The organism is Enterobacter cloacae complex sp. ECC445 (genome assembly GCF_021892025.1).
In the GTDB taxonomy this organism is placed as follows: domain Bacteria; phylum Pseudomonadota; class Gammaproteobacteria; order Enterobacterales; family Enterobacteriaceae; genus Enterobacter; species Enterobacter chengduensis.
Map to the genome: position 1 here is coordinate 13,278 of NZ_JAKLRZ010000042.1, position 24,660 is coordinate 37,937.

The following is a 24,660-nucleotide window of genomic DNA, read 5'->3' on the forward strand; positions in this document are numbered from 1 at the left end:
AATAACGATGGCGATGAAAAAGTTGCTCATAGCGTCGCTGCTGTTTAGCAGCGCCACCGTATACGGTGCTGACGGGTTCGTAGTGAAAGACATTCATTTCGAAGGCCTTCAGCGTGTCGCCGTTGGTGCGGCCCTCCTCAGTATGCCTGTGCGCCCCGGCGATACGGTTAATGATGATGATATCAGTAACACCATCCGTGCTCTGTTTGCCACCGGCAACTTCGAGGATGTCCGCGTCCTGCGCGATGGTGATACGCTGCTGGTACAGGTAAAAGAACGTCCAACGATCGCCAGTATCACTTTCTCCGGTAACAAGTCGGTGAAAGATGACATGCTCAAGCAGAACCTTGAAGCATCCGGTGTTCGTGTGGGTGAATCCCTGGACCGCACAACCCTTTCAGACATTGAAAAAGGTCTGGAAGACTTCTACTACAGCGTCGGTAAATACAGCGCCAGCGTGAAAGCGGTTGTCACTCCGCTGCCGCGTAACCGTGTTGACCTGAAGCTGGTCTTCCAGGAAGGTGTTTCCGCGAAGATCCAGCAGATCAACATTGTGGGCAACCACGCGTTCAGCACTGACGAGCTGATCTCCACCTTCCAGCTGCGCGATGAAGTGCCATGGTGGAACGTGGTGGGCGATCGCAAATACCAGAAACAGAAACTGGCGGGCGACCTTGAAACCCTGCGCAGCTACTATCTCGACCGTGGCTATGCACGCTTCAATATCGACTCGACTCAGGTGAGCCTGACGCCGGACAAGAAAGGCATCTACATCACGATCAACATCACTGAAGGCGAGCAGTACAAGCTTTCGGGTGTTGAAGTGAGTGGTAACCTGGCCGGGCACTCTGCGGAAATCGAATCGCTGACCAAAATTCAGCCGGGTGAACTGTATAGCGGTTCCAAAGTGACCAAAATGGAAGACAGCATTAAGAAGCTGCTCGGCCGCTATGGTTATGCCTACCCGCGCGTACAGACTCAGCCGGAAATCAACGACGCGGATAAAACCGTTAAGCTGCACGTGAATGTGGATGCGGGCAACCGTTTCTACGTGCGTAAGATCCGCTTCGTCGGTAACGACACCTCCAAAGACTCCGTTCTGCGTCGCGAAATGCGTCAGATGGAAGGGGCATGGTTGGGTAGCGATCTCGTTGATCAGGGCAAAGAGCGTCTGAACCGTCTGGGCTATTTTGAAACGGTGGATACCGATACCCAGCGCGTGCCGGGCAGCCCGGATCAGGTTGATGTCGTCTATAAAGTGAAAGAGCGTAACACCGGTAGCTTCAACTTCGGCGTGGGCTACGGTACGGAAAGCGGCGTCAGCTTCCAGGTCGGCGTGCAGCAGGATAACTGGCTGGGTACGGGTTACTCTGTTGGTATCAACGGTACCAAAAACGACTACCAGACCTACTCTGAGTTCTCTGTCACTAACCCATACTTCACCGTTGACGGTGTGAGCCTGGGCGGTCGTATCTTCTATAACGACTTTAAAGCAGACGACGCGGATCTGTCTTCCTACACCAACAAGAGCTACGGTGTAGACGGTACGCTTGGCTTCCCGGTTAACGAATACAACACCCTGCGTGCGGGCTTAGGTTACGTGCATAACGACCTGTCCAACATGCAACCGCAGGTGGCGATGTGGCGTTATCTGGACTCCATTGGTCAGTCAGCAAGTAAAACCAGCGATAACAACGGCTTCGCTGCGGATGACTTCACCTTCAACTATGGCTGGACCTATAACCGTCTCGACCGTGGCTACTTCCCGACGGAAGGTTCTCGCGTCAACCTGAACGGTAAAGTGACCGTGCCGGGCTCCGATAACGAGTTCTATAAGGTGACGCTGGATACCGCATCCTACTTCCCGATCGATGACGATCATAAGTGGGTGGTTCTGGGTCGTACCCGCTGGGGCTATGGCGATGGTTTAGGCGGCAAAGAGCTGCCGTTCTATGAAAACTTCTATGCCGGTGGTTCCAGTACCGTGCGTGGCTTCCAGTCCAACAACATTGGTCCGAAAGCGGTCTATTACGGTGGTAATGATAAAGACAACTGTGATAAACCTGCTACGGATAGTAAAGGCCAGCCAAACGTCTGTAGCTCCAATGACGCGGTGGGCGGTAACGCCATGGCCGTTGCCAGCCTGGAGTTCATCACCCCAACGCCGTTTATCAGCGATAAATACGCGAACTCGGTCCGTACCTCCTTCTTCTGGGATGCGGGTACCGTGTGGGATACCAACTGGCAGAATACCGCCCAGATGCGTGATGCTGGCGTGCCAGACTACAGCGATCCGAGCAATATTCGCATGTCTGCCGGTATCGCATTACAATGGATGTCACCGCTGGGGCCGTTGGTCTTCTCTTACGCCCAGCCGTTTAAGAAATATGATGGAGATAAGTCGGAGCAATTCCAGTTTAACATTGGTAAAACCTGGTAATAATCCGCGGCAAAGGAATGCGTTGGCAGTGTAGCGCTGACAACTGGCGATCGGTAACACGGTCGCCTTGCCACGCAAAGAACGGTACCTTCTGGTGCCAATGGGATGGTAAGGAGTTAATTGTGAAAAAGTGGTTATTAGCTGCAGGTCTCGGTTTAGCGATGGCAACTTCTGCTCAGGCAGCAGACAAAATTGCAATCGTCAACATGGGTAATTTGTTCCAGCAGGTTGCACAGAAAACAGGTGTTTCTGCGACGCTGGAAAACGAATTCAAAGGCCGTGCAAGCGAACTGCAGGGTATGGAAAACGATCTTCAGTCCAAAATGCAGCGTCTGCAGCGTGATGGTTCTACCATGAAAGCGAGCGACCGCAGCAAGCTGGAAAAAGACGTAATGGCTCAGCGCCAGACGTTCTCCCAGAAAGCGCAGGCTTTCGAGCAGGATCGTCAGCGTCGTTCTAACGAAGAGCGCGGCAAGCTGGTGACTCGTATTCAGACCGCTGTTAAAGCAGTGGCTGCCGATCAGAGCATCGATCTGGTTGTAGATGCGAACGCCGTTGCTTATAACAGCAAAGATGTTAAAGACATCACTGCTGATGTTCTGAAACAGGTTAAATAAGTAATGCCTTCAATTCGACTGGCTGATTTAGCTCAGCAGTTGGATGCAGAATTACACGGTGATGGCGATATCGTCATCACCGCTGTTGCGTCCATGCAATCTGCTAAAGCTGGCACGATTACCTTCATGGTAAGCCCTAAGTACCGTGAGCAACTGGCTCAATGCCAGGCGTCAGCCGTTGTTCTGACGCAGGACGACCTCCCCTTTGCCACTGTTAGCGCGCTGGTAGTGAAAAATCCCTACCTGACGTATGCACGCATGGCTCAAATTCTTGATACCACGCCGCAGCCGGCTCAGAACATTGCTGCCAGTGCCGCGATTGATGCGACGGCAAGGCTGGGTAACAACGTTGCCGTTGGCGCGAATGCAGTTATCGAATCCGGCGTTGTGCTGGGCGATAACGTCGTCATTGGCCCGGGTTGCTTCGTTGGGAAAAATACGAAAATCGGCGCCGGAACCCGTTTATGGGCCAATGTGTCCGTTTATCACGACGTTGAAATTGGCGAAAATTGCCTCGTTCAGTCCAGCACCGTGATCGGTTCTGACGGCTTTGGTTATGCTAACGATCGCGGTAACTGGGTTAAGATCCCGCAGCTTGGTCGCGTTATTATTGGCGATCGCGTGGAGATCGGCGCCTGCACCACCATTGACCGCGGTGCGCTTGACGACACGATCATTGGCAATGGTGTTATCATCGATAACCAGTGCCAGATTGCGCATAACGTTGTGATTGGCGACAATACCGCGGTTGCGGGTGGCGTCATCATGGCAGGCAGCCTGAAAATTGGCCGTTATTGCATGATCGGCGGTGCGAGCGTGATTAATGGCCATATGGAAATATGCGACAAGGTCACAGTGACGGGGATGGGCATGGTTATGCGTCCTATCACTGAACCTGGCGTCTATTCCTCTGGCATTCCGCTACAGCCCAACAAGGTATGGCGTAAAACAGCAGCTCTGGTGATGAACATTGATGATATGAGCAAGCGCCTCAAGTCTCTTGAGCGTAAGATCGATCAACAAGACTAAGCGTCATCCGTTTAACGCTATTTTTCCCGGCCTGTCGGCTTTCTAATAAACCGGCAGGCCGTGTTATTATTGTTATCAGTACATTTTGACAGGAAGAGTATTTTGACTACTGACACTCATACTCTGCATATTGAAGAGATTTTAGAACTTCTGCCGCACCGCTACCCGTTTCTGCTGGTAGACCGTGTGCTGGATTTTGAAGAAGGTCGTTTTCTGCGCGCAGTGAAAAATGTTTCCGTGAACGAGCCGTTTTTCCAGGGGCACTTCCCTGGTAAGCCTATCTTCCCGGGTGTGTTGATTCTGGAAGCGATGGCTCAGGCTACCGGTATTCTGGCGTTTAAAAGCGTCGGCAAGCTGGAGCCAGGCGAGCTGTATTACTTCGCGGGTATCGATGAAGCGCGCTTTAAGCGCCCTGTCGTGCCTGGTGATCAGATGATCATGGAAGTCACTTTTGAAAAAACGCGTCGTGGCCTGACTCGCTTTAAAGGCGTAGCGCTGGTAGACGGCAAAGTTGTTTGCGAAGCGACGATGATGTGTGCTCGTAGCCGGGAGTCCTGATACGTGATTGATAAATCCGCCTTTATTCATCCTACCGCGATTGTGGAAACCGGTGCCATTATTGGCGCTAACGTCCACATTGGCCCGTTTTGTATTGTTGGACCCCATGTCGAAATTGGTGAGGGTACAGTACTGAAATCTCACGTTGTCGTGAATGGTCACACGACCATTGGCTGCAATAATGAGATCTATCAGTTCGCCTCCATCGGCGAAGTTAACCAGGATCTTAAATATGCTGGTGAGTCTACCCGTCTGGAAATTGGCGATCGTAACCGTATTCGCGAAAGCGTCACCATTCATCGTGGAACAGTACAGGGTGGTGGGTTGACGAAGGTGGGCAGCGATAACCTGTTCATGGTGAATGCGCATATCGCGCACGACTGTACCGTGGGTGACCGCTGTATTCTTGCCAACAACGCAACGCTGGCAGGACACGTATCGGTTGATGACTTCGCAATTATTGGCGGCATGACCGCAGTCCATCAGTTCTGCATCATTGGTGCGCACGTGATGGTTGGCGGATGCTCCGGTGTGGCGCAGGACGTCCCACCGTATGTAATTGCGCAGGGCAACCATGCCACGCCGTTTGGCGTGAACATCGAAGGCCTCAAGCGTCGTGGTTTTAGCCGCGAAGCGATTACCGCCATCCGCAACGCGTACAAACTGCTGTACCGTAGCGGTAAAACGCTGGAAGAGGCGAAGCCGGACATTGCCGAGCTGGCGAATAAACACCCTGAAGTGAACGCGTTCATGGAATTCTTTGACCGTTCAACAAGGGGTCTGATTCGTTAATGGTCGACAGTCGTCCGCTTACGATAGCCCTGGTCGCCGGAGAAACCTCCGGCGATATTCTTGGTGCCGGTCTCATTCGTGCGCTAAAGGTGCGTGTACCTAACGCACGCTTTGTTGGCGTTGCTGGCCCGCTGATGCAGGCCGAAGGCTGTGAAGCCTGGTACGAAATGGAAGAGCTGGCCGTAATGGGCATTGTTGAGGTGCTGGGGCGGTTACGCCGTTTGCTGCACATTCGTGCCGACCTCACCCGCCGCTTTACCGAGCTCAAGCCCGATGTGTTTGTCGGTATCGATGCACCTGATTTCAACATTACCCTTGAAGGCAATCTGAAAAAACAGGGCATCAAAACTATTCACTACGTCAGTCCGTCCGTCTGGGCGTGGCGACAGAAACGCGTTTTCAAAATTGGACGGTCCACCCACCTGGTGCTGGCTTTTCTGCCTTTCGAAAAAGCGTTTTACGACAGATTTAATGTTCCGTGCCGTTTTATCGGTCATACCATGGCGGATGCGATGCCGCTGGATCCGGATAAAAACGCGGCGCGCGACGCGCTGGGTATTCCGCATGATGTGCACTGTCTGGCACTGCTGCCAGGCAGCCGTGGCGCAGAAGTGGAAATGCTCAGCGCCGATTTCCTCAAAACAGCGCAAATCCTTCGCCAGACCTATCCCGATCTTGAAGTCGTCGTGCCGCTGGTGAATACCAAACGCCGCGAGCAGTTTGAGCGCATCAAAGCGGAAGTTGCCCCGGACCTTCACGTCCGTCTTCTGGACGGGAAAGGGCGGGAAGCAATGTATGCGAGCGATGCCGCGCTGCTGGCCTCCGGCACGGCTGCGCTGGAGTGTATGCTGGCAAAATGCCCGATGGTGGTCGGTTACCGCATGAAGCCCTTCACTTTCTGGCTGGCAAAGCGTCTGGTGAAAACCGATTATGTCTCCCTGCCAAACCTGCTTGCCGGGCGCGAGCTGGTGAAAGAGCTGTTGCAGGATGAATGCCAGCCGCAGGCGCTTGCGGAGGCGCTGCTACCGCTGCTCGCCAACGGTAAAACCAGCCACCAGATGCACGATACCTTCCGCGAACTGCATCAACTGATCCGCTGTAACGCTGATGAGCAAGCGGCAGATGCGGTGCTGGAGTTAGCGAAATGATGGAATTTGTTTATCCTCACACCCACCTTGTGGCGGGTGTGGATGAAGTGGGTCGTGGCCCGTTAGTCGGCGCGGTGGTGACCGCCGCGGTGATCCTCGATCCGGCTCGTCCGATTATCGGGCTAAACGACTCAAAAAAATTATCCGAAAAACGTCGACTGGCCCTGTTCAGCGAGATTCAGGAGAAGGCGCTGGCCTGGAGCCTGGGTCGCGCTGAGCCGCATGAAATCGATGAGCTGAATATTTTGCATGCTACAATGCTGGCCATGCAGCGTGCGGTAGCGGGTCTGAAAATTGCCCCGGAATATGTCCTGATTGACGGCAACCGCTGTCCGGCACTGCCGATGCCTTCGATGGCTGTCGTGAAAGGCGATAGCCGGGTCGCCGAGATCAGCGCAGCATCTATTATTGCCAAAGTGACGCGCGATGCTGAAATGGCCGCGCTGGATCTCACTTACCCTCAGTATGGTTTCGCCCAGCACAAGGGGTATCCTACGCCTTTCCATCTGGAAAGACTGGCTGAACATGGCGCAACCGAGCACCACAGGCGCAGTTTTGGCCCGGTGAAACGCGCGCTGGGACGGTTGTCCTGAATCAATACGCACGCAATTAAGTAACGCGGAATCTGAAGATGGCTGAACCACGTTTCGTACACCTGCGGGTGCATAGCGACTACTCCATGATCGATGGGCTGGCGAAGACCGGGCCGCTGGTAAAAAAGGCGGCCTCCCTTGGCATGCCCGCGCTGGCGATCACCGATTTTACCAACCTGTGTGGCCTGGTGAAGTTCTACGGAACGGCGCACGGCGCGGGAATGAAGCCTATCGTCGGCGCAGATTTTCATGTTCAGAACGATCTTATCGGCGATGAACTGACGCAAATCTCCGTGCTGGCGATGAACAACGCGGGCTATCAAAACCTCACTCTGCTCATCTCAAAAGCCTATCAGCGCGGCTATGGCGCGCTGGGCCCGTGGATCGACCGGGACTGGCTGGCGGAGCTGAACGAAGGGCTGCTGCTGATCTCCGGTGGTCGCATGGGCGACGTCGGCAAATGCCTGCTGCGCGGCAACAGCGCGCTGGTGGATCAGTGCGTCTCGTTTTATGAAGAATATTTCCCGGATCGTTACTATCTGGAATTGATCCGCACCGGTCGCCAGGACGAAGAGAGCTATCTGCACGCCGCTGTTGCGCTGGCTGAAGAGCGCGGTTTGCCCGTGGTGGCGACGAATGACGTGCGTTTCCTTGAGTCCGGCGATTTTGACGCGCACGAAATTCGCGTGGCGATCCACGATGGCTTTACGCTCGACGACCCGAAACGGCCGCGTAACTACTCCGCTCAGCAGTACATGCGCAGCGAGGAGGAGATGTGTGAACTCTTCTCCGATATCCCCGAAGCGCTGGAAAACAGCGTAGAGATTGCCAGGCGCTGCAACGTTACCGTGCGACTCGGCGAATACTTCCTGCCGCAGTTCCCGACGGGTGACATGACCACGGAAGATTTCCTGGTCGTGAAATCGAAGGAAGGTCTGGAAGAGCGTCTCGAATTCCTCTTCCCGGATGAAGAAGAGCGTAAAAAGCGTCGTCCTGAATATGACGAACGCCTGGACATTGAACTCCAGGTTATCAACCAGATGGGCTTCCCGGGCTACTTCCTGATCGTAATGGAGTTTATCCAGTGGTCGAAGGATAACGGCGTGCCGGTCGGACCGGGCCGTGGCTCCGGTGCGGGCTCGCTGGTGGCGTATGCGCTGAAAATTACCGACCTCGATCCGCTGGAATTCGACCTGCTGTTCGAACGTTTCCTCAACCCGGAACGTGTTTCCATGCCCGACTTCGACGTCGACTTCTGCATGGAGAAACGCGATCAGGTGATTGAGCACGTGGCCGATATGTACGGCCGTGACGCGGTATCGCAGATCATTACCTTCGGGACCATGGCGGCGAAAGCGGTAATCCGCGACGTGGGCCGCGTGCTGGGCCACCCGTACGGGTTTGTCGATCGTATTTCTAAGCTGGTACCGCCCGATCCGGGCATGACGCTGGCAAAAGCCTTTGAGGCAGAACCTCAGCTGCCGGAAATCTACGAAGCGGACGAAGAGGTCAAAGCGCTGATCGACATGGCGCGCAAGCTGGAAGGCGTCACGCGAAACGCCGGTAAGCATGCAGGGGGCGTGGTTATCGCCCCGACTAAAATTACGGATTTTGCACCGCTTTACTGCGATGAAGCGGGCCAACACCCGGTTACCCAGTTTGACAAGAACGACGTAGAATACGCCGGGCTGGTGAAGTTTGACTTCCTCGGCCTGCGTACGTTGACCATCATTAACTGGGCGCTGGAGATGATCAACGCCCGCCGCGAGAAGAACGGCGAGCCGCCGTTGGATATCGCCGCCATCCCGCTGGATGACAAGAAAAGTTTCGACATGCTGCAGCGTTCGGAGACCACCGCCGTCTTCCAGCTTGAATCCCGCGGCATGAAAGATCTGATCAAACGCCTGCAGCCTGACTGCTTCGAAGATATGATCGCACTGGTTGCCCTGTTCCGTCCGGGCCCGCTGCAGTCGGGGATGGTAGATAACTTTATCGACCGTAAGCACGGGCGCGAAGAGATTTCCTACCCGGACGTGCAGTGGCAGCATGAAAGCCTGAAGCCGGTACTGGAGCCCACCTACGGCATCATCCTGTACCAGGAACAGGTGATGCAGATCGCCCAGGTGCTTTCCGGCTATACCCTCGGCGGCGCGGACATGCTGCGTCGTGCGATGGGTAAGAAAAAGCCGGAAGAGATGGCCAAGCAGCGCTCTATCTTTGAAGACGGCGCGAAGAAAAACGGCGTAGACGGCGAGCTGGCGATGAAAATCTTCGACCTGGTGGAGAAATTCGCCGGGTACGGATTTAACAAATCCCACTCCGCCGCCTATGCTTTGGTGTCGTATCAAACGCTGTGGCTGAAGGCGCACTATCCCGCTGAATTTATGGCGGCAGTGATGACCGCCGATATGGACAACACCGAGAAGGTGGTGGGCCTGGTGGACGAGTGCTGGCGCATGGGGCTTAAGATCCTGCCCCCGGATATCAACTCGGGCCTCTACCATTTCCACGTCAATGACGACGGAGAGATCGTCTACGGGATCGGCGCGATCAAGGGCGTGGGTGAAGGTCCGATCGAGGCGATCATCGAAGCGCGTAACAGCGGCGGCTATTTCCGCGAGCTGTTCGATCTGTGCGCCCGAACCGATACCAAAAAGCTGAACCGCCGCGTGCTGGAAAAACTGATCATGTCCGGCGCGTTCGACAGGCTGGGGCCGCACCGTGCCGCGCTAATGAACTCTCTTGGCGATGCGTTAAAAGCGGCGGATCAGCACGCAAAAGCGGAAGCCATTGGTCAGGCGGATATGTTCGGGGTGCTGGCGGAAGAGCCGGAGCAGATCGAGCAATCGTATTCCAACTGCCAGCCTTGGCCAGAACAGGTGGTGCTGGATGGAGAGCGTGAGACGTTAGGCTTGTACCTGACGGGGCACCCGATCAACCAGTACATCAAAGAAATTGAGCGCTATGTCGGCGGCCACAGGCTAAAGGACATGCATCCGACAGAACGTGGTAAAATCACCACGGCTGCGGGGCTCGTGATTGCCGCAAGGGTTATGGTCACCAAGCGCGGCAATCGTATCGGCATCTGTACGTTGGATGACCGTTCCGGGCGTCTGGAGGTGATGCTGTTCACCGACGCGCTGGATAAATACCAGCAATTGCTGGAAAAAGACCGCATACTTATCGTCAGCGGACAGGTCAGCTTTGATGACTTCAGTGGGGGGCTTAAAATGACCGCCCGCGAAGTGATGGACATTGACGAAGCCCGGGAAAAATATGCTCGCGGGCTTGCTATCTCGCTGACGGACAGGCAAATTGATGACCAGCTTTTAAACCGACTCCGTCAGTCTCTGGAACCCCACCGCTCGGGGACAATTCCAGTACATCTCTACTATCAGAGGGCGGATGCACGCGCGCGGTTGCGCTTTGGTGCAACGTGGCGTGTCTCTCCGAGCGATCGTTTACTGAACGATCTCCGTGGCCTCATTGGTTCGGAGCAGGTGGAACTGGAGTTTGACTAATACAGGAATACTATGAGTCTGAATTTCCTTGATTTCGAACAGCCGATTGCTGAGCTGGAAGCGAAAATCGATTCTCTGACAGCGGTAAGCCGTCAGGATGAAAAACTGGATATTAACATCGACGAAGAAGTGCATCGTCTGCGCGAGAAAAGCGTAGAGCTGACGCGCAAAATCTTTGCCGATCTCGGCGCATGGCAGGTGGCTCAGCTGGCTCGCCATCCACAGCGTCCGTACACCCTGGATTATGTCCGCCTGGCGTTTGACGAATTTGACGAACTGGCCGGCGATCGCGCATATGCTGACGATAAAGCTATCGTTGGCGGTATCGCGCGTCTGGACGGACGCCCGGTGATGATCATTGGTCATCAAAAAGGTCGTGAAACCAAAGAGAAAATCCGTCGTAACTTTGGTATGCCAGCGCCAGAAGGCTACCGCAAGGCCCTGCGTCTGATGGAGATGGCTGAGCGTTTCAACATGCCAATCATCACCTTCATCGATACCCCGGGTGCCTACCCTGGCGTGGGCGCGGAAGAGCGCGGTCAGTCTGAAGCCATCGCGCGCAACCTGCGCGAGATGTCTCGCCTGAAGGTGCCGGTCATCTGTACCGTTATCGGTGAGGGTGGCTCCGGCGGCGCGCTGGCGATTGGCGTGGGCGATAAAGTGAATATGCTACAGTACAGCACCTATTCCGTTATCTCCCCGGAAGGCTGCGCGTCCATTCTGTGGAAAAGCGCCGATAAAGCGCCGCTGGCTGCAGAAGCGATGGGCATCATTGCGCCACGCCTGAAGGAGCTTAAGCTGATCGATTCCATTATCCCGGAACCGCTGGGTGGTGCGCATCGTAAGCCGGAAGTGATGGCGGCGTCTCTGAAAGCGCAGCTGCTGGCCGATCTGGCAGACCTGGACGTGCTGAGCAAAGAAGACCTGCTCAACCGCCGCTACCAGCGCCTGATGACCTACGGTTACGCGTAAGCTTCACAATTATCTGAAAAGCCGCACAATGTTGCGGCTTTTTTTATACCTGCGGTTTAGCCGGACTATGCTTAGCTAATGTTTTTTAAGGAGGAAGCCCATGAATATCATTGCCGTTATGGGGCCACACGGCGTCTTTTATAAAGATGAGCCGATTAAGGAGTTGGAGCACGCCCTGCAGTCGCGCGGGTATCAGCTAATCTGGCCGCACAACAGCGCCGACCTGCTGAAGTTCATCGAGCATAATCCGCGCATCTGCGGCGTGATCTTCGACTGGGATGAATATGACCTCGAGTTGTGCAGCGATATCAACAAGCTGAACGAATACCTCCCGCTGTACGCGTTTATTAATACCCACTCAACCATGGACGTCAGCGCCAACGATATGCGTATGGCGCTGTGGTTCTTTGAATATTCGCTCGGCGTGGCGGAAGACATAGCGTCCCGCATTCAGCAGTACACGAATGAATATCTCGATAACATTACGCCGCCGTTTACCCGGGCGCTCTTCACCTACGTGAAAGAGGGGAAATATACCTTCTGTACGCCCGGCCATATGGCGGGGACGGCCTACCAAAAAAGCCCGGTGGGCTGCCTGTTCTATGATTTCTTCGGTGGCAACACGCTGAAGGCGGACGTGTCAATTTCGGTCACCGAATTGGGCTCTCTGCTGGACCACACCGGCCCGCATCTGGAAGCCGAAGAGTATATCGCCCGCACCTTTGGCGCCGAGCAGAGCTATATGGTGACCAACGGCACCTCCACCTCGAACAAAATCGTCGGGATGTACGCCGCGCCTGCGGGCAGCACGCTGCTGATCGACCGAAACTGCCATAAATCGCTGGCCCATCTGCTGATGATGAGCGACGTCGTACCGCTCTGGCTGTCGCCCACGCGTAACGCGCTCGGCATTCTTGGCGGCATTCCGCGCCGGGAGTTCACCCATGACGCCATTGAAGGTAAGGTCGCGGCAATTACCGGCGCGAGCTGGCCCGTCCATGCGGTGATCACCAACTCAACTTACGATGGTCTGCTGTACAACACGGACTGGATCAAAAAGACGCTGGACGTGCCGTCGATCCACTTCGATTCCGCATGGGTGCCGTACACCAACTTCCACCCGATCTACGCGGGTAAAAGCGGCATGAGCGGCGAACGCGTGCCGGGTAAAGTCTTCTTCGAAACGCAGTCGACGCACAAAATGCTGGCGGCGTTTTCCCAGGCTTCGCTTATCCATATCAAAGGCGAGTATAACGAAGACACGTTCAACGAAGCCTTTATGATGCACACCACCACCTCACCGAGCTATCCGCTGGTGGCCTCCATTGAAACGGCCGCGGCAATGCTGCGCGGCAATTCGGGCAAACGCCTGATCAACCGTTCCGTGGAGCGTGCACTGCATTTCCGCAAAGAGGTTCAGCGGCTGAAAGAGGAAGCCGACGGCTGGTTCTTTGATATCTGGCAGCCGGAAGAGATAGATGAAGCGGAGTGCTGGCCCGTCTCCCCCGGCGAAGACTGGCATGGCTTCCGGGATGCCGATAGCGAACACATGTTCCTAGATCCGGTAAAAGTGACGATCCTGACGCCGGGTATGAACGAGCAGGGCAAGATGAGCGATGAGGGGATTCCGGCCGCGCTGGTCGCGAAATTCCTTGATGAACGTGGCGTGGTGGTGGAGAAAACTGGCCCCTATAACCTGCTGTTCCTGTTCAGCATCGGGATCGATAAGACCCGGGCGATGGGGCTGCTGCGCGGCCTGATGGAGTTCAAGCGCGCCTACGATCTCAACCTGCGGGTGAAGAACATGCTGCCGGATCTCTACGCGGAGGATCCTGACTTCTATCGCAATATGCGCATTCAGGATCTGGCCCAGGGGATCCACAGGCTGATCCGTCAGCACGATCTGCCGCGCCTGATGCTTCAGGCGTTCGATGTTTTACCGGAGATGAAGTTTACCCCGCACAAGGCGTGGCAGCGCCAGGTGAAAGGGGAGGTCGAAACCGTCGAGCTGGAAAACCTGGTCGGGCGCGTATCGGCTAACATGATCCTGCCTTACCCGCCGGGCGTTCCGCTCCTGATGCCGGGAGAGATGATTACCGAAGAGAGTCGCGCCGTGCTCGATTTTCTGCTGATGCTCTGTTCGGTGGGGCGCCACTATCCCGGTTTTGAGACGGATATCCACGGTGCGAAGCGCGACGAGAACGGCGTTTACTGGGTGCGAGTCCTAAAATAAGGATGACCGCTTGCCAGGTGCGGGTTTTCGGTTGTAACGTTCAGGCATCATAAAAAGGAGAAGCTATGCTGGGTTTAAAAGCTGTTCACCATATTGCGATCATTGCGACCGATTACGCGAAAAGTAAGGCCTTCTACTGCGACATCCTGGGCTTTACGCTGTTGAGCGAGGCCTACCGCGAGGAGCGCGACTCCTGGAAGGGCGATCTGGCCCTGAACGGGCAATATGTGATTGAACTTTTCTCTTTTCCTTTTCCGCCTGCGCGTCCGTCCCGCCCGGAAGCCTGCGGTCTGCGCCATCTTGCCTTCAGCGTCGATGATCTGGATAGCGCAGTCAAACATCTGGAAGCGCACGGCGTGACGTGTGAAGCGATCCGCGTCGATCCGTTCACCGACAGGCGCTTTACCTTTTTCAACGACCCGGACGGCCTGCCGCTGGAGCTTTATCAGCAGTAATGTTCGTCCTGTGTGATAATGCCCGCTCTGTTCGGGCATTTTTTATGTGTAATTCCCTATGACCTTACCCGCTATCGCGCACGCCGTTTCACCGTACCGCCAGCTGCTGGTGGGGTTTAGCGGCGGCCTGGATTCCACCGTTCTGCTCCATCGCCTTAAGCGCTGGCGCGATCGGGAACCTGACGTCCAGCTTCGGGCGATGCATATCCATCACGGATTAAGTCCTCACGCGGAGGAATGGGTGGCGCACTGCGAAGCCTTGTGCGCAGCCTGGGATATCCCGCTCCTGGTTGAGCGGGTCGCGCTTGCGGAAGAAGGCCTGGGCATTGAGGCGCAGGCGCGTAAAGCGCGCTACGCCGCGTTTGCCGGGGCACTGCGTGCTGGAGAAGCGCTGGTCACGGCCCAGCATCTGGATGACCAGTGTGAAACCTTTCTGCTGGCGCTTAAGCGGGGAAGCGGGCCAGCGGGGCTGTCTGCCATGCCGGCGCGCTCTGAATTTGCCGGCACAACGTTACTGCGTCCGCTGCTTGGCGAGACGCGTGCCTCACTGGAAGCCTGGGCGCGGGAACATCAGCTCAACTGGATTGAAGATGAGAGCAACCAGGATGACGGCTATGACCGTAACTTCCTGCGTCTGCGCGTTCTCCCGCTATTGAGCGAGCGCTGGCCGCATTTCGCCGACGCGGCGGCACGAAGCGCCATGCTGTGCGCCGAACAGGAATCGCTGCTGGACGAGCTGTTGAGCGACGAGCTGGCTGAACTGATTTCTAAAGACGGAGCGCTGGCCATTGCACCGCTGACAGCGTTGAGCCCGGCACGTCGCGCCGCGCTGCTGCGGCGCTGGCTGGCCTTTCATCACGCCGTAATGCCGTCGCGGGCGATGCTGAGCCGTATCTGGGACGAAGTCGCACTGGCGCGGGACGATGCTTCCCCGTGCGTCCACCTGAACGGTTTTGAGGTGAGACGCTATAAGGGAGAGCTCTGGTGGGTAAAATCCACGCCCTCGCTGACCGATGCGGTGCTCGACTGGCTTTCCCCTGACGCACCGCTGGTATTGCCCAACGAGGCAGGGCATGTCTCTCTTATACCATCAGGTCATGTGCGGCTGCCGAAGCCTGATGAACCGGTCACCGTGCGCTTTAAGGCTGGCGGTATGCTGCATATCGTCGGGCGTAACGGGGGGCGGAAGCTGAAGAAAATCTGGCAGGAGTGCAGCGTGCCGCCCTGGCTGCGCGACACCACGCCGCTGCTGTTCTACGGTGAAGCGTTGATTGCTGCTGCGGGCGTCTTCATCACGGAGGAGGGGTGGTCGGAAGAGGGCGTCCGTTTTGAGTGGCAAAAAGCGTAACGGGCAGCCAGGCTGCCCGTTAGTGTTGTCAGGATTCGCTCACCACGACGGTGCCGATTTGCGGGTGGCTGAAGCTGGCTATTTTGTCCAGACGCAGCTCGCGCGTCGCACCGGCGTCTTCCACTATCAGGTACTCCACGTTTTTACGTGAAACCAAATCGCTGGCTTTCGCCTTCAACACTTCGCCATCTTTTAGCTCCAGCGTCAGTAATAAATGATGCTGGCAGGCGAGTTCGAGGTTGTCATAGTCATCACAATTGATGGGTTGATAAGTATCATTCATCGACATAATCGCTCACCAGTAAATTCGCCGCAGCATACGCTGCTTTTTCCCTGACCGACTCTGAAAGGCTCTCATCTGAGGCCACTTCATTAAGCACTTTCAATACACAGCCCAACGCGTCCGGGACATACCCCAGATCTCCGCTGGCGATTTCCGCATACCGTTTGCGAATTAACTCACAATAATTATTCACATCCCCTCCCGCCAGCGCACTGACTTACTGTGAGATATCATTAAGCCTACGAAGATAAACTCGGTTTAGCAAGGTGACTATACCATACTCATTTAAGCAATATCAGCGCCTTGATAGCGGTGTATTTATCACCCTGTAACAGCCTTTTGCCGCGGTTTTCGCTACAATGTGCCCCTGATTCGAATGGAGTTCTCTCATGGCGCTGAAAGCGACAATTTATAAAGCAGTGGTCAATGTGGCCGATCTGGATCGCAACCGGTTCCTCGACGCGTCGCTTACGCTGGCACGCCACCCCTCCGAAACCCAGGAGCGCATGATGCTGCGCCTGCTGGCGTGGATTAAGTATGCCGACGAGCGACTGCAGTTTACCCGTGGGTTAAGCGCAGAAGACGAGCCGGAAGCCTGGCTGCGTAACGATCATCTGGGTATCGATTTGTGGATCGAACTCGGGCTGCCGGACGAGCGCAGAATTAAGAAGGCCTGCACCCAGTCCGCTGAAGTGGCCTTATTCGCGTATAATCAGCGCGCTGCGGAGATTTGGTGGCAGCAAAATAAGAGCAAGTGCGGACAGTATAAAAATCTCACGGTCTGGTACCTGGACGATGAGCAGCTGGCGCAGCTGAGCGAGTTTGCCAGCCGGACCATGGTGCTACAGGCGACGATTCAGGACGGTGCCATCTGGCTCTCTGATTCTCAGAATAATCTGGAAATTCACCTAACGGCGTGGCAACCGGCGTCATGATCGTCCTGTCCCGAAACGTCAGCATTCCTGACAACGAGCTGGAGATCGCCGCCATCCGTGCGCAGGGGGCCGGTGGGCAGCACGTCAACAAGGCGTCGACGGCTATCCATTTGCGTTTTGACATTCGGGCATCAAGCCTGCCAGAGTATTATAAAGAAAGCCTGCTTGCCGCCAGCCATCACCTTATTACCAGTGATGGCGTAATTGTGATTAAAGCCCAGGAGTACCGCAGCCAGGAGCTCAACCGGGAAGCGGCGATAGCCAGGCTGGTGGCGGTCATCAAAGAATTAACGGCAGTACAAAAAAGCCGCCGGGCAACGCGGCCAACCCGCGCATCGAAAGAGCGCCGGTTGTCTTCTAAGGCCCAAAAATCCACAGTGAAAGCACTACGCGGTAAAGTTCGTCGCCCGACAGAGTGACGAAAGGGAACACACTTTTCATAAGGAATTCATTGTGAAAAAAGCATTATTATCAGCGCTGGCAGTGAGTACGCTGTTTGCGCTTTTCGGGTGTAACAATCGTTCCGAAACGCAGGTTTTGCAACCCACGCAAACGGAAGAACTCAAACCGATGCAGCAAAGCTGGCGCGGCGTATTGCCGTGTGCGGACTGCGAAGGCATTGAAACGTCTCTGTTCCTGCAAAAAGACGGCACCTGGGTGATGAACCAGCGCTATCAGGGCGCTAAAGAGCCGTCTTCTTTTGCGACTTATGGCACATGGGCGCGTACGGCCGAGAAGCTGGTATTGACGGATACTACGGGCGATAAAACGTATTTCCGCGCTAAGGGCGAGGGGATGGAGATGCTCGATCGCGAAGGCAATCCGATTGAATCCCAGTTCAACTACACGCTGGCACCGGTGAAAGCGGCCCTGCCCGCCACGCCAATGGCGATGCGGGGGATGTACTTCTATATGGCGGATGCGGCGATCTTTACCGACTGCGCCACCGGCAGGAAGGTCAGCGTGGCAAACAATGCGCAGCTTGAACGTGATTACGCGGTGGCACGCGGTAATGACAGCAAGCCGGTATTGTTGACGGTTGACGGTCACTTTACGCTGGAGCCAAACCCGGACAGCGGGGAGATGGTGAAGACGCTGGTGGCGGACAAAGACGCGAAGTTTATTGCGGGCAAAGACTGTAACAGTAAATAAGCTGACGTAGCGCCATTAAAAAACCCCGCCTGAGCGGGGTTTTTTGTTTAGCCTTTGATGGCTTTCAGCAGGTAATCAAGAATGTCGCCGGTCTTGATCATCTGTTTTTCGCCGCTGCGACGGTATTTGTATTCAATCTCATCGCTGTCGAGGTTGCGGTCGCCGATGACGACGGTGTGCGGAATACCGATCAGTTCCATATCGGCAAACATCACGCCCGGACGCTCTTTACGGTCATCCATCAGCACTTCGATACCCTGAGCGCGCAGCTCGGCATACAGCTTCTCGGCCAGCTCCTGCACGCGGTAAGACTTGTGCATGTTCATTGGCAGAATAGCGACCTGGAACGGCGCGATGTTGTCCGGCCAGACGATACCGCGCTCGTCGTAGTTCTGCTCAATGGCGGCAGCCACCACGCGCGTCACCCCGATACCGTAGCAGCCCATGGTCAGGATCTGGTTACGACCATCTTCACCCTGAACGGCGGCATTCAGCGCGCGCGAGTATTTATCGCCCAGCTGGAAGATGTGGCCCACTTCGATACCGCGCTTAATCATCAGGGTACCCTGACCGTCCGGGCTTGGATCGCCTGCGACTACGTTACGGATGTCAGCCACTTCCGGCGTCGCCACGTCGCGATCCCAGTTGATGCCGAAGTAGTGTTTACCGTCGATGTTCGCACCGGCGGAGAAGTCGCTCATCGCGGCTACCGTACGGTCAATAACAACCGGCACCGGCAGATTGACTGGACCCAGTGAACCTGGACCCGCATTGACCACGGCGCGGATTTCCGCTTCCGTGGCGAACGTCAGCGGGCTGGCGACCTGCGGCAGCTTCTCGGCTTTCACTTCGTTCAGCTCGTGATCGCCACGCACCAGCAGGGCAACCAGCGGGTAAGCGCTCCCTTCGGTGGACTTCACCAGCAGGGTCTTAACGGTTTTTTCGATCGGCAGGCTGAACTGCTCAACCAGCTCGGCGATGGTTTTCGCGTTTGGCGTATCAACCAGCGTCATCTCCTGCGTTGCCGCAGCACGTGGTTCTTTTGGTGCCAGCGCTTCTGCAAATTCGATGTTTGCCGCGTAATCGGAAGAGTCAGAGAAGATCACATCGTCTTCACCGCTCTGCGCCAGAACCTGGAACTCATGAGATGCGCTACCGCCGATGGAGCCGGTATCAGCCTGCACGGCGCGGAAATCCAGACCCATGCGGGAGAAGATTTTGCTGTAGGCCGCGTACATGGCGTCGTAAGTCTCTTGCAGGGATTCCTGAGAGGTATGGAAAGAGTAGGCGTCTTTCATCAGGAATTCGCGAGAGCGCATGACGCCGAAACGTGGGCGAACTTCGTCACGGAACTTGGTCTGGATCTGGAAGAAGTTCAGCGGCAGCTGTTTGTAAGAGCTCAGCTCATTACGAATCAGGTCGGTAATGACTTCTTCATGCGTAGGGCCGAGAACGAACGGACGCTCGCCGCGATCGACGAAACGCAGCAGCTCTGGGCCGTATTGCTCCCAACGTCCGCTCTCCTGCCACAGGTCAGCGGGCTGAACCACAGGCATAGACACCTCGATAGCACCGGCGTTGTTCATCTCTTCACGCACGATGTTTTCGACTTTTTTCAGGACGCGAACGCCGGTCGGCAGCCAGGTATATAACCCGGAGGCCAGCTTGCGGATCATCCCGGCGCGCAGCATCAGCTGATGGCTGATCACTTCGGCGTCGGCAGGCGTCTCCTTCAGAGTGGAGAGCAGATATTGGCTAGTACGCATGTTGTTACGGTTCCATTTCGACGATTGGAACAGGCTGAAACGCCAGCCTGACACAAAAAAAGTGGTTTAGTTTACCAGTGTGGCAAAGATGCCAAAAGAGAGGAGAACAAAATTACCTGGGTTCAAGGGCAAACACTTCAAAACCTGCCCCGGTAACGCGCCAGCGAACGTTAAAATCCAGCAGCCATACGGCGTACGTTTTTCCTGCTTCCTCTTCTTTACGGTAGGCCGGACGCGGGTCCTGTGCCAGAACCTCGGTGATGAAATCCCGTAAGCGAGGGTAGCGCTTCTCCAGTTGGCCAAGCTGCGCGGTTATCTCAGGCGTAAAATAGACAGGCATGTTAGCCTGCGGTGCGTCCTGAGCATAGCTGGCACGCGCGTCCGGAAGCGCTTCGGCGAAGGGCAAATAGGGTTTGATGTCGATAACCGGCGTGCCGTCGACCAGGTCCAGACTGCCTAACTCCAGTATCACCTGCTCTTTCTGGCAGCGTATGCCTTTCAGTTCAACCAGCGACATGCCAACCGGGTTTGGACGGAAGGTTGAGCGCGTCGCAAACACGCCCATTCTCGCATTGCCGCCAAGACGAGGAGGACGCACGGTAGGACGCCAGCCACCTTCCATCGTCTGATGAAACACGAACACTACCCATAGATGGCTGAACGCCTCAAGCCCGCGTACCGCATCGGCCTGATTGTAAGGCGCAACCAGGTGAAGCTCGCCGCCTCCGCTGGTGACCAGACCGGGCTGGCGGGGTACGGCGAACTTCTCTTTATAAGGAGAGCGGATAACGCCTATCTGCTCGAACTGAAATGCACTCATTTCGCCGTGATGTTCAGCGCAGAACCGATGCAAACCGCCTGACGGTAGCAGCCCGGCGTGCCGCTGGTGACTTCACAGCTGTGCAGCAGAACCGCGTTGGCTTTCATTTTGGCCGCGTTAATCTGCATACGTTTACGCGCCGTCGGAATATTTGGTGGCGAGTCCTGATTGGTCGCCTGACAGGATTCGCCGCTCACTTCGCCCAGTTCACGGAACGGTTTACCGACGAGTTCGTCTGCTTTCGTGATAATGCGAACCGGCGCAGGGCGAACCACTTTCGGCTTCGCAGGCTCGGTCTTTGGCGGGGTTGCCGTGCTTTGAACGGGTTCAACAGGAGATCTGCTTAGCATAGAACAGCCGCTCAGCATGAGTGCTAAAAGACAGATCGGTAAAGCACGCATAATATTTCCTCAATGGATAATCAAAACGTCAGATATTGAATCAGTAGACTGCACAAATGACAAGACGGGCATAAGCCCGTCCTGATGATATTACACTGAGGTGAGATTACCAGCCTTTAACAGCGCCGCCGTTAAACACCTTGTTGGCTTCCTGGTAAACTTCGTCCGACTGATAGGCCTGTACGAATTTCTTCACGTTTTCCGCGTCTTTGTTGTCTTCGCGAGTCACGATCAGGTTAACGTACGGGGAATCTTTATCTTCAACGAAGATGCCGTCTTTGGCAGGCGTCAGGCCAATCTGGCTGGCGTAGGTGGTGTTGATCACGGCCAGAGCGATTTGCGCATCGTCCAGGGAACGCGGCAGCTGCGGGGCTTCCAGCTCAACAATTTTCAGATTTTTCGGGTTTTCGGTGACGTCCAGAACGGTTGGCAGCAGGCCAACACCGTCTTTCAGTTTGATCAGGCCCACTTTCTGCAGCAGCAGCAGGGAACGACCGAGGTTGGTTGGGTCGTTAGGCACGGCAACCTGAGAGCCCGGCTGCAGTTCGTCCAGTGATTTAATTTTCTTGGAGTAACCGGCGATTGGATAAACGAAGGTGTTACCGACGCCCACCAGTTTATAGCCGCGATCTTTGATCTGCTGGTCCAGGTATGGCTTATGCTGGAAGGCGTTAGCGTCGATATCGCCTTTGCTCAGCGCTTCGTTCGGCAGAACGTAATCGTTGAAGGTTACCAGCTCTACGTCCAGGCCATACTTCTCTTTCGCCACTTTCTGAGCGACTTCCGCAACCTGCTGTTCTGCACCCACGATTACGCCCACTTTAATGTGGTTTGGATCTTTTTCGTCCTGACCGCAACCCACCAGTGCCAGAGAGCCGATCAGCGCGCCTACTGCTGCGAAGGTCTTTAATTTAAACGCCATGTTTTATCCTTAACTCGTAGAGTTTGTGTTGTGTGTAACGTTATTTGTGCGTAACGGTCCGGACGATGCGATCGCCAGAGAACTGGATTAAGTAAACCAGAACAACCAGCAATACCAGAACGGTATTCATCACGGTAGCGTTATATCCAATATAGCCGTACTGATAACCAATCTGGCCTAAACCGCCCGCGCCAACGGCACCGCCCATTGCGGAATAACCAACCAGCGTGATGAGCGTGATGGTTGCCGCGTTCACCAGGCCTGGCAGTGCTTCCGGCAGCAGAACCTTACGGACGATCTGCATCGGCGTTGCGCCCATCGCGCGTGAGGCTTCGATCAAACCGGTTGGGATCTCCAGCAGGGCGTTTTCCACCATACGGGCGATAAACGGCGCTGCCCCCACGGTCAGCGGAACGATGGCTGCCTGCAGGCCGATAGACGTTCCGACGATCACGCGGGTAAACGGAATCATCCACACCAGCAGAATAATGAAGGGAATGGAACGGAAGATATTCACCAGCGCAGAGAGCGTACGGTACAGCTTCGCGTTCTCAATGATTTGACCCGGACGCGTCACGTACAGCAGTACGCCGACCGGCAGGCCAATCACAAAACCAAAGAAGCCAGAGACAAAGGTCATTGCCAGCGTTTCCCAAACGCCGCGAACCAGCAGCCACATCATCGGCTCAGACATAACCCAGTACCTCTACTTTTACGTGGTGTTCTTGCAGCCAGGCAATCGCTGCCTGGGTTTCTTCTTGTGTGCCGTGCATTTCCGTCAGCATGATGCCGAACTTCACGCCACCGGCGTAATCCATCTGCGCGCTGATAATGTTGTTGTTCACGTTAAAGCGACGCGCGGTTTCGGAAAGCAGAGGGGCATCAACGGACTGACCGGTGAACTCCATGCGCAGCATCGGGACGCTGTCTGCCGCAGGTTCGCTTTTCAAACGCGCCAGATAATCTTCCGGAATATCCAGATGCAGCGTGGACTGGATGAACTGCTGCGCCAGCGGGGTTTTCGGATGGGAGAACACTTCGCTTACCGTGTCCTGCTCGATCAGTTCACCGTTGCTGATGACCGCCACGCAGTCGCAGATGCGTTTCACCACGTCCATCTCGTGCGTAATTAGGAGGATCGTCAGGCCCAGGCGACGGTTAATGTCCTTCAGCAGTTCCAGAATAGAACGCGTGGTGGCCGGATCCAGCGCGCTGGTGGCTTCATCGCACAGCAGCACCTTCGGATTGCTTGCCAGCGCGCGGGCAATGGCCACGCGCTGTTTTTGCCCACCGGACAGGTTTGCCGGGTAGCTGTCATGTTTGTCGCCCAGACCCACGAGGTCGAGCAGTTCGGTCACGCGACGCTTCACTTCTTCTTTCGGCGTGTTGTCCAGCTCCAGCGGCAGGGCAACGTTGCCGAACACGGTGCGGGAGGCCAGCAGGTTAAAGTGCTGGAAGATCATGCCAATCTGACGACGCGCTTTGGTGAGTTCTTTCTCTGAGAGGGCGGTAAGTTCCTGGCCGCCAACTTCTACGCTGCCCTGGGTTGGACGTTCAAGCAGGTTAACACAACGAATCAGGGTGCTTTTACCTGCACCCGATGCGCCAATGACGCCATAAATTTGACCAGCAGGAACATGCAGGCTGACGTTGTTCAGCGCCTGAATCGTTCGGTTCCCCTGCTGGAACACTTTGGTGATATTGGAAAGTTTAATCATTAGATTATTTTTATCGTATGTAAGTTAGCCGTGGCATTTTCTTCTGCCAGATACGGGTGATGACCGTAAACAAAACGGATGTTAAGGCATCCAGACGTCTAAATCAATCCAACTCTGTACGATGAGCACTTTATTGCGCTGCGATTCATGAGATACTAGTCGAACATGCCTTTTTCAGGAGCAAACCGGTGGCAAAATCAGTACCCGCAATTTTTCTCGATCGTGACGGCACTATTAATGTGGATCACGGCTATGTCCATGAGATTGATGAGTTCGAGTTTATCGAGGGCGTAATAGATGCCATGCGCCAGCTGAAAGAGATGGGGTATGCGCTGGTGGTGGTGACAAACCAGTCCGGGATTGCACGCGGTAAATTCACCGAAGCACAGTTCGAGACGCTGACGGAATGGATGGACTGGTCGCTGGCCGACCGCGGTGTGGATCTCGACGGCATCTACTATTGTCCGCATCACCCGCAGGGAAGCGTAGAAGAGTATCGTCAAACCTGTGATTGCCGTAAGCCGCACCCGGGAATGTTCATCTCTGCGCAGGAATTCCTGCACATTGATATGGCGGCTTCTTATATGGTGGGCGACAAGCTGGAAGATATGCAGGCAGCTGCCGCAGCGGGAGTAGGAACCAAAATATTAGTTCGCACCGGTAAGCCAGTGACGGCAGAAGCAGAAAATGCAGCGGATTGGGTGATTAATAGTCTGGCCGATCTGCCAAAAGAGATTAAAAAGCACCAAAAATAGCCTTTTTGGCGAAAAGATGAGCGGTTGAAAATAAAATGCATTTTTCCGCTTGTCATTCCTCGGCGGCCCCCTATAATGCGCCTCCATCGACACGGCGGATGTGAATCACTTCACACAAACAGCCAGTTCGGTTGAAGAGAAAAAATCCTGAAATAACGGGTTGACTCTGAAAGAGGAAAGCGTAATATACGCCACCTCGCAA

Annotated in this window: 24 protein-coding genes; 16 read left to right on the plus strand and 8 right to left on the minus strand. The window is 55.3% G+C overall.

The annotated features are described in order from the left end of the window. The first annotated feature begins 7 nt into the window (after window positions 1-7). The 12 genes from bamA (at window position 8) to tilS (ending at window position 15,706) form a co-directional block, all read left to right on the plus strand. Window positions 8-2,440: an outer membrane protein assembly factor BamA gene (gene bamA / locus L6R44_RS23220; protein ID WP_237425542.1), complete on the plus strand. Its 2,433-nt coding sequence runs from the start codon at window positions 8-10 to the stop codon at window positions 2,438-2,440. Window positions 2,441-2,562: 122 nt separating this feature from the next. Further along, window positions 2,563-3,057, plus strand: coding sequence for a molecular chaperone Skp (gene skp / locus L6R44_RS23225; protein WP_032644135.1), 495 nt, complete (start codon window positions 2,563-2,565; stop codon window positions 3,055-3,057). A 3-nt stretch (window positions 3,058-3,060) separates the two neighbouring features. Beyond that, window positions 3,061-4,086, plus strand: coding sequence for a UDP-3-O-(3-hydroxymyristoyl)glucosamine N-acyltransferase (lpxD, locus tag L6R44_RS23230; RefSeq protein WP_032644136.1), 1,026 nt, complete (start codon window positions 3,061-3,063; stop codon window positions 4,084-4,086). A gap of 102 nt (window positions 4,087-4,188) precedes the next feature. Beyond that, on the plus strand, window positions 4,189-4,644 hold the full coding sequence (gene fabZ / locus L6R44_RS23235; RefSeq protein WP_010426706.1) for a 3-hydroxyacyl-ACP dehydratase FabZ: 456 nt from the start codon (window positions 4,189-4,191) through the stop codon (window positions 4,642-4,644). A 3-nt stretch (window positions 4,645-4,647) separates the two neighbouring features. Beyond that, window positions 4,648-5,436 (plus strand): acyl-ACP--UDP-N-acetylglucosamine O-acyltransferase, encoded by a 789-nt coding sequence (gene lpxA, locus L6R44_RS23240; protein ID WP_237425543.1) that lies wholly within the window; start codon window positions 4,648-4,650, stop codon window positions 5,434-5,436. Further along, the gene (lpxB, locus tag L6R44_RS23245) at window positions 5,436-6,584 is read left to right on the plus strand and encodes a lipid-A-disaccharide synthase (protein ID WP_237425544.1); all 1,149 of its coding nucleotides are present in this window, start codon (window positions 5,436-5,438) and stop codon (window positions 6,582-6,584) included. Before lpxA ends, lpxB begins: the two co-directional genes overlap by 1 nt. After that, entirely contained in the window at window positions 6,581-7,177 is a 597-nt protein-coding gene (rnhB, locus tag L6R44_RS23250; protein WP_032644138.1) for a ribonuclease HII, read from the plus strand. Before lpxB ends, rnhB begins: the two co-directional genes overlap by 4 nt. Window positions 7,178-7,215: 38 nt before the next feature. Then, a complete protein-coding gene (dnaE, locus tag L6R44_RS23255) occupies window positions 7,216-10,698 on the plus strand; it encodes a DNA polymerase III subunit alpha (RefSeq protein WP_237425545.1) in 3,483 nt (1,160 codons plus the stop codon). Window positions 10,699-10,710: 12 nt separating this feature from the next. Then, on the plus strand, window positions 10,711-11,670 hold the full coding sequence (accA, locus tag L6R44_RS23260) for an acetyl-CoA carboxylase carboxyl transferase subunit alpha (protein WP_008501895.1): 960 nt from the start codon (window positions 10,711-10,713) through the stop codon (window positions 11,668-11,670). Window positions 11,671-11,770: 100 nt separating this feature from the next. Further along, window positions 11,771-13,903 carry a lysine decarboxylase LdcC gene (locus tag L6R44_RS23265; RefSeq protein WP_237425546.1) on the plus strand — a complete coding sequence of 711 codons (2,133 nt, stop codon included), beginning with the start codon at window positions 11,771-11,773 and terminating at the stop codon, window positions 13,901-13,903. Window positions 13,904-13,968: 65 nt separating this feature from the next. Further along, window positions 13,969-14,358 (plus strand): VOC family protein, encoded by a 390-nt coding sequence (locus L6R44_RS23270; protein ID WP_032644141.1) that lies wholly within the window; start codon window positions 13,969-13,971, stop codon window positions 14,356-14,358. A 58-nt stretch (window positions 14,359-14,416) separates the two neighbouring features. Beyond that, window positions 14,417-15,706, plus strand: coding sequence for a tRNA lysidine(34) synthetase TilS (gene tilS / locus L6R44_RS23275; RefSeq protein WP_237425547.1), 1,290 nt, complete (start codon window positions 14,417-14,419; stop codon window positions 15,704-15,706). A gap of 28 nt (window positions 15,707-15,734) precedes the next feature. On the opposite strand, the gene rof is transcribed toward tilS, so the two are convergent. Further along, window positions 15,735-15,995 carry a Rho-binding antiterminator gene (gene rof / locus L6R44_RS23280; protein ID WP_008501890.1) on the minus strand — a complete coding sequence of 87 codons (261 nt, stop codon included), beginning with the start codon at window positions 15,993-15,995 and terminating at the stop codon, window positions 15,735-15,737. Then, window positions 15,982-16,182, minus strand: a complete 201-nt coding sequence (locus tag L6R44_RS23285; RefSeq protein WP_008501889.1) for a YaeP family protein — start codon at window positions 16,180-16,182, stop codon at window positions 15,982-15,984. Before L6R44_RS23285 ends, rof begins: the two co-directional genes overlap by 14 nt. A gap of 196 nt (window positions 16,183-16,378) precedes the next feature. On the opposite strand from L6R44_RS23285, the gene L6R44_RS23290 reads away from it, so the two are divergent. The 3 genes from L6R44_RS23290 to nlpE are packed head-to-tail and all read left to right on the plus strand — an operon-like array spanning window position 16,379 to window position 18,076. Further along, the gene (locus L6R44_RS23290; RefSeq protein ID WP_032644143.1) at window positions 16,379-16,924 is read left to right on the plus strand and encodes a YaeQ family protein; all 546 of its coding nucleotides are present in this window, start codon (window positions 16,379-16,381) and stop codon (window positions 16,922-16,924) included. Then, on the plus strand, window positions 16,921-17,343 hold the full coding sequence (gene arfB, locus L6R44_RS23295; RefSeq protein WP_032644145.1) for an alternative ribosome rescue aminoacyl-tRNA hydrolase ArfB: 423 nt from the start codon (window positions 16,921-16,923) through the stop codon (window positions 17,341-17,343). The genes L6R44_RS23290 and arfB overlap by 4 nt, the downstream gene beginning before the upstream one ends. Window positions 17,344-17,377: 34 nt before the next feature. Further along, entirely contained in the window at window positions 17,378-18,076 is a 699-nt protein-coding gene (gene nlpE, locus L6R44_RS23300; RefSeq protein ID WP_032644146.1) for an envelope stress response activation lipoprotein NlpE, read from the plus strand. Between the two features lie 47 nt (window positions 18,077-18,123). Here the strand turns inward: nlpE and proS are convergent, their stop codons facing one another. The 6 genes from proS to metN form a co-directional block, all read right to left on the minus strand. After that, a complete protein-coding gene (gene proS, locus L6R44_RS23305) occupies window positions 18,124-19,842 on the minus strand; it encodes a proline--tRNA ligase (RefSeq protein WP_237425548.1) in 1,719 nt (572 codons plus the stop codon). A 112-nt stretch (window positions 19,843-19,954) separates the two neighbouring features. After that, entirely contained in the window at window positions 19,955-20,662 is a 708-nt protein-coding gene (tsaA, locus tag L6R44_RS23310) for a tRNA (N6-threonylcarbamoyladenosine(37)-N6)-methyltransferase TrmO (RefSeq protein WP_032644149.1), read from the minus strand. Beyond that, complete coding sequence (gene rcsF, locus L6R44_RS23315) at window positions 20,659-21,063, minus strand: Rcs stress response system protein RcsF (RefSeq protein ID WP_008501883.1); 405 nt, start codon at window positions 21,061-21,063, stop codon at window positions 20,659-20,661. The genes tsaA and rcsF overlap by 4 nt, the downstream gene beginning before the upstream one ends. A 106-nt stretch (window positions 21,064-21,169) precedes the next feature. Then, on the minus strand, window positions 21,170-21,985 hold the full coding sequence (gene metQ / locus L6R44_RS23320; RefSeq protein ID WP_014168729.1) for a methionine ABC transporter substrate-binding lipoprotein MetQ: 816 nt from the start codon (window positions 21,983-21,985) through the stop codon (window positions 21,170-21,172). A 40-nt stretch (window positions 21,986-22,025) separates the two neighbouring features. Continuing rightward, window positions 22,026-22,679, minus strand: coding sequence for a methionine ABC transporter permease MetI (locus L6R44_RS23325; protein ID WP_014168730.1), 654 nt, complete (start codon window positions 22,677-22,679; stop codon window positions 22,026-22,028). After that, window positions 22,672-23,703 carry a methionine ABC transporter ATP-binding protein MetN gene (gene metN / locus L6R44_RS23330; protein ID WP_032644150.1) on the minus strand — a complete coding sequence of 344 codons (1,032 nt, stop codon included), beginning with the start codon at window positions 23,701-23,703 and terminating at the stop codon, window positions 22,672-22,674. Before metN ends, L6R44_RS23325 begins: the two co-directional genes overlap by 8 nt. 188 nt (window positions 23,704-23,891) lie before the next feature. Between metN and gmhB the strand changes: the two genes are divergently transcribed. Continuing rightward, window positions 23,892-24,458, plus strand: coding sequence for a D-glycero-beta-D-manno-heptose 1,7-bisphosphate 7-phosphatase (gene gmhB, locus L6R44_RS23335; protein WP_032644151.1), 567 nt, complete (start codon window positions 23,892-23,894; stop codon window positions 24,456-24,458). The last annotated feature ends 202 nt before the right edge of the window (window positions 24,459-24,660 follow it).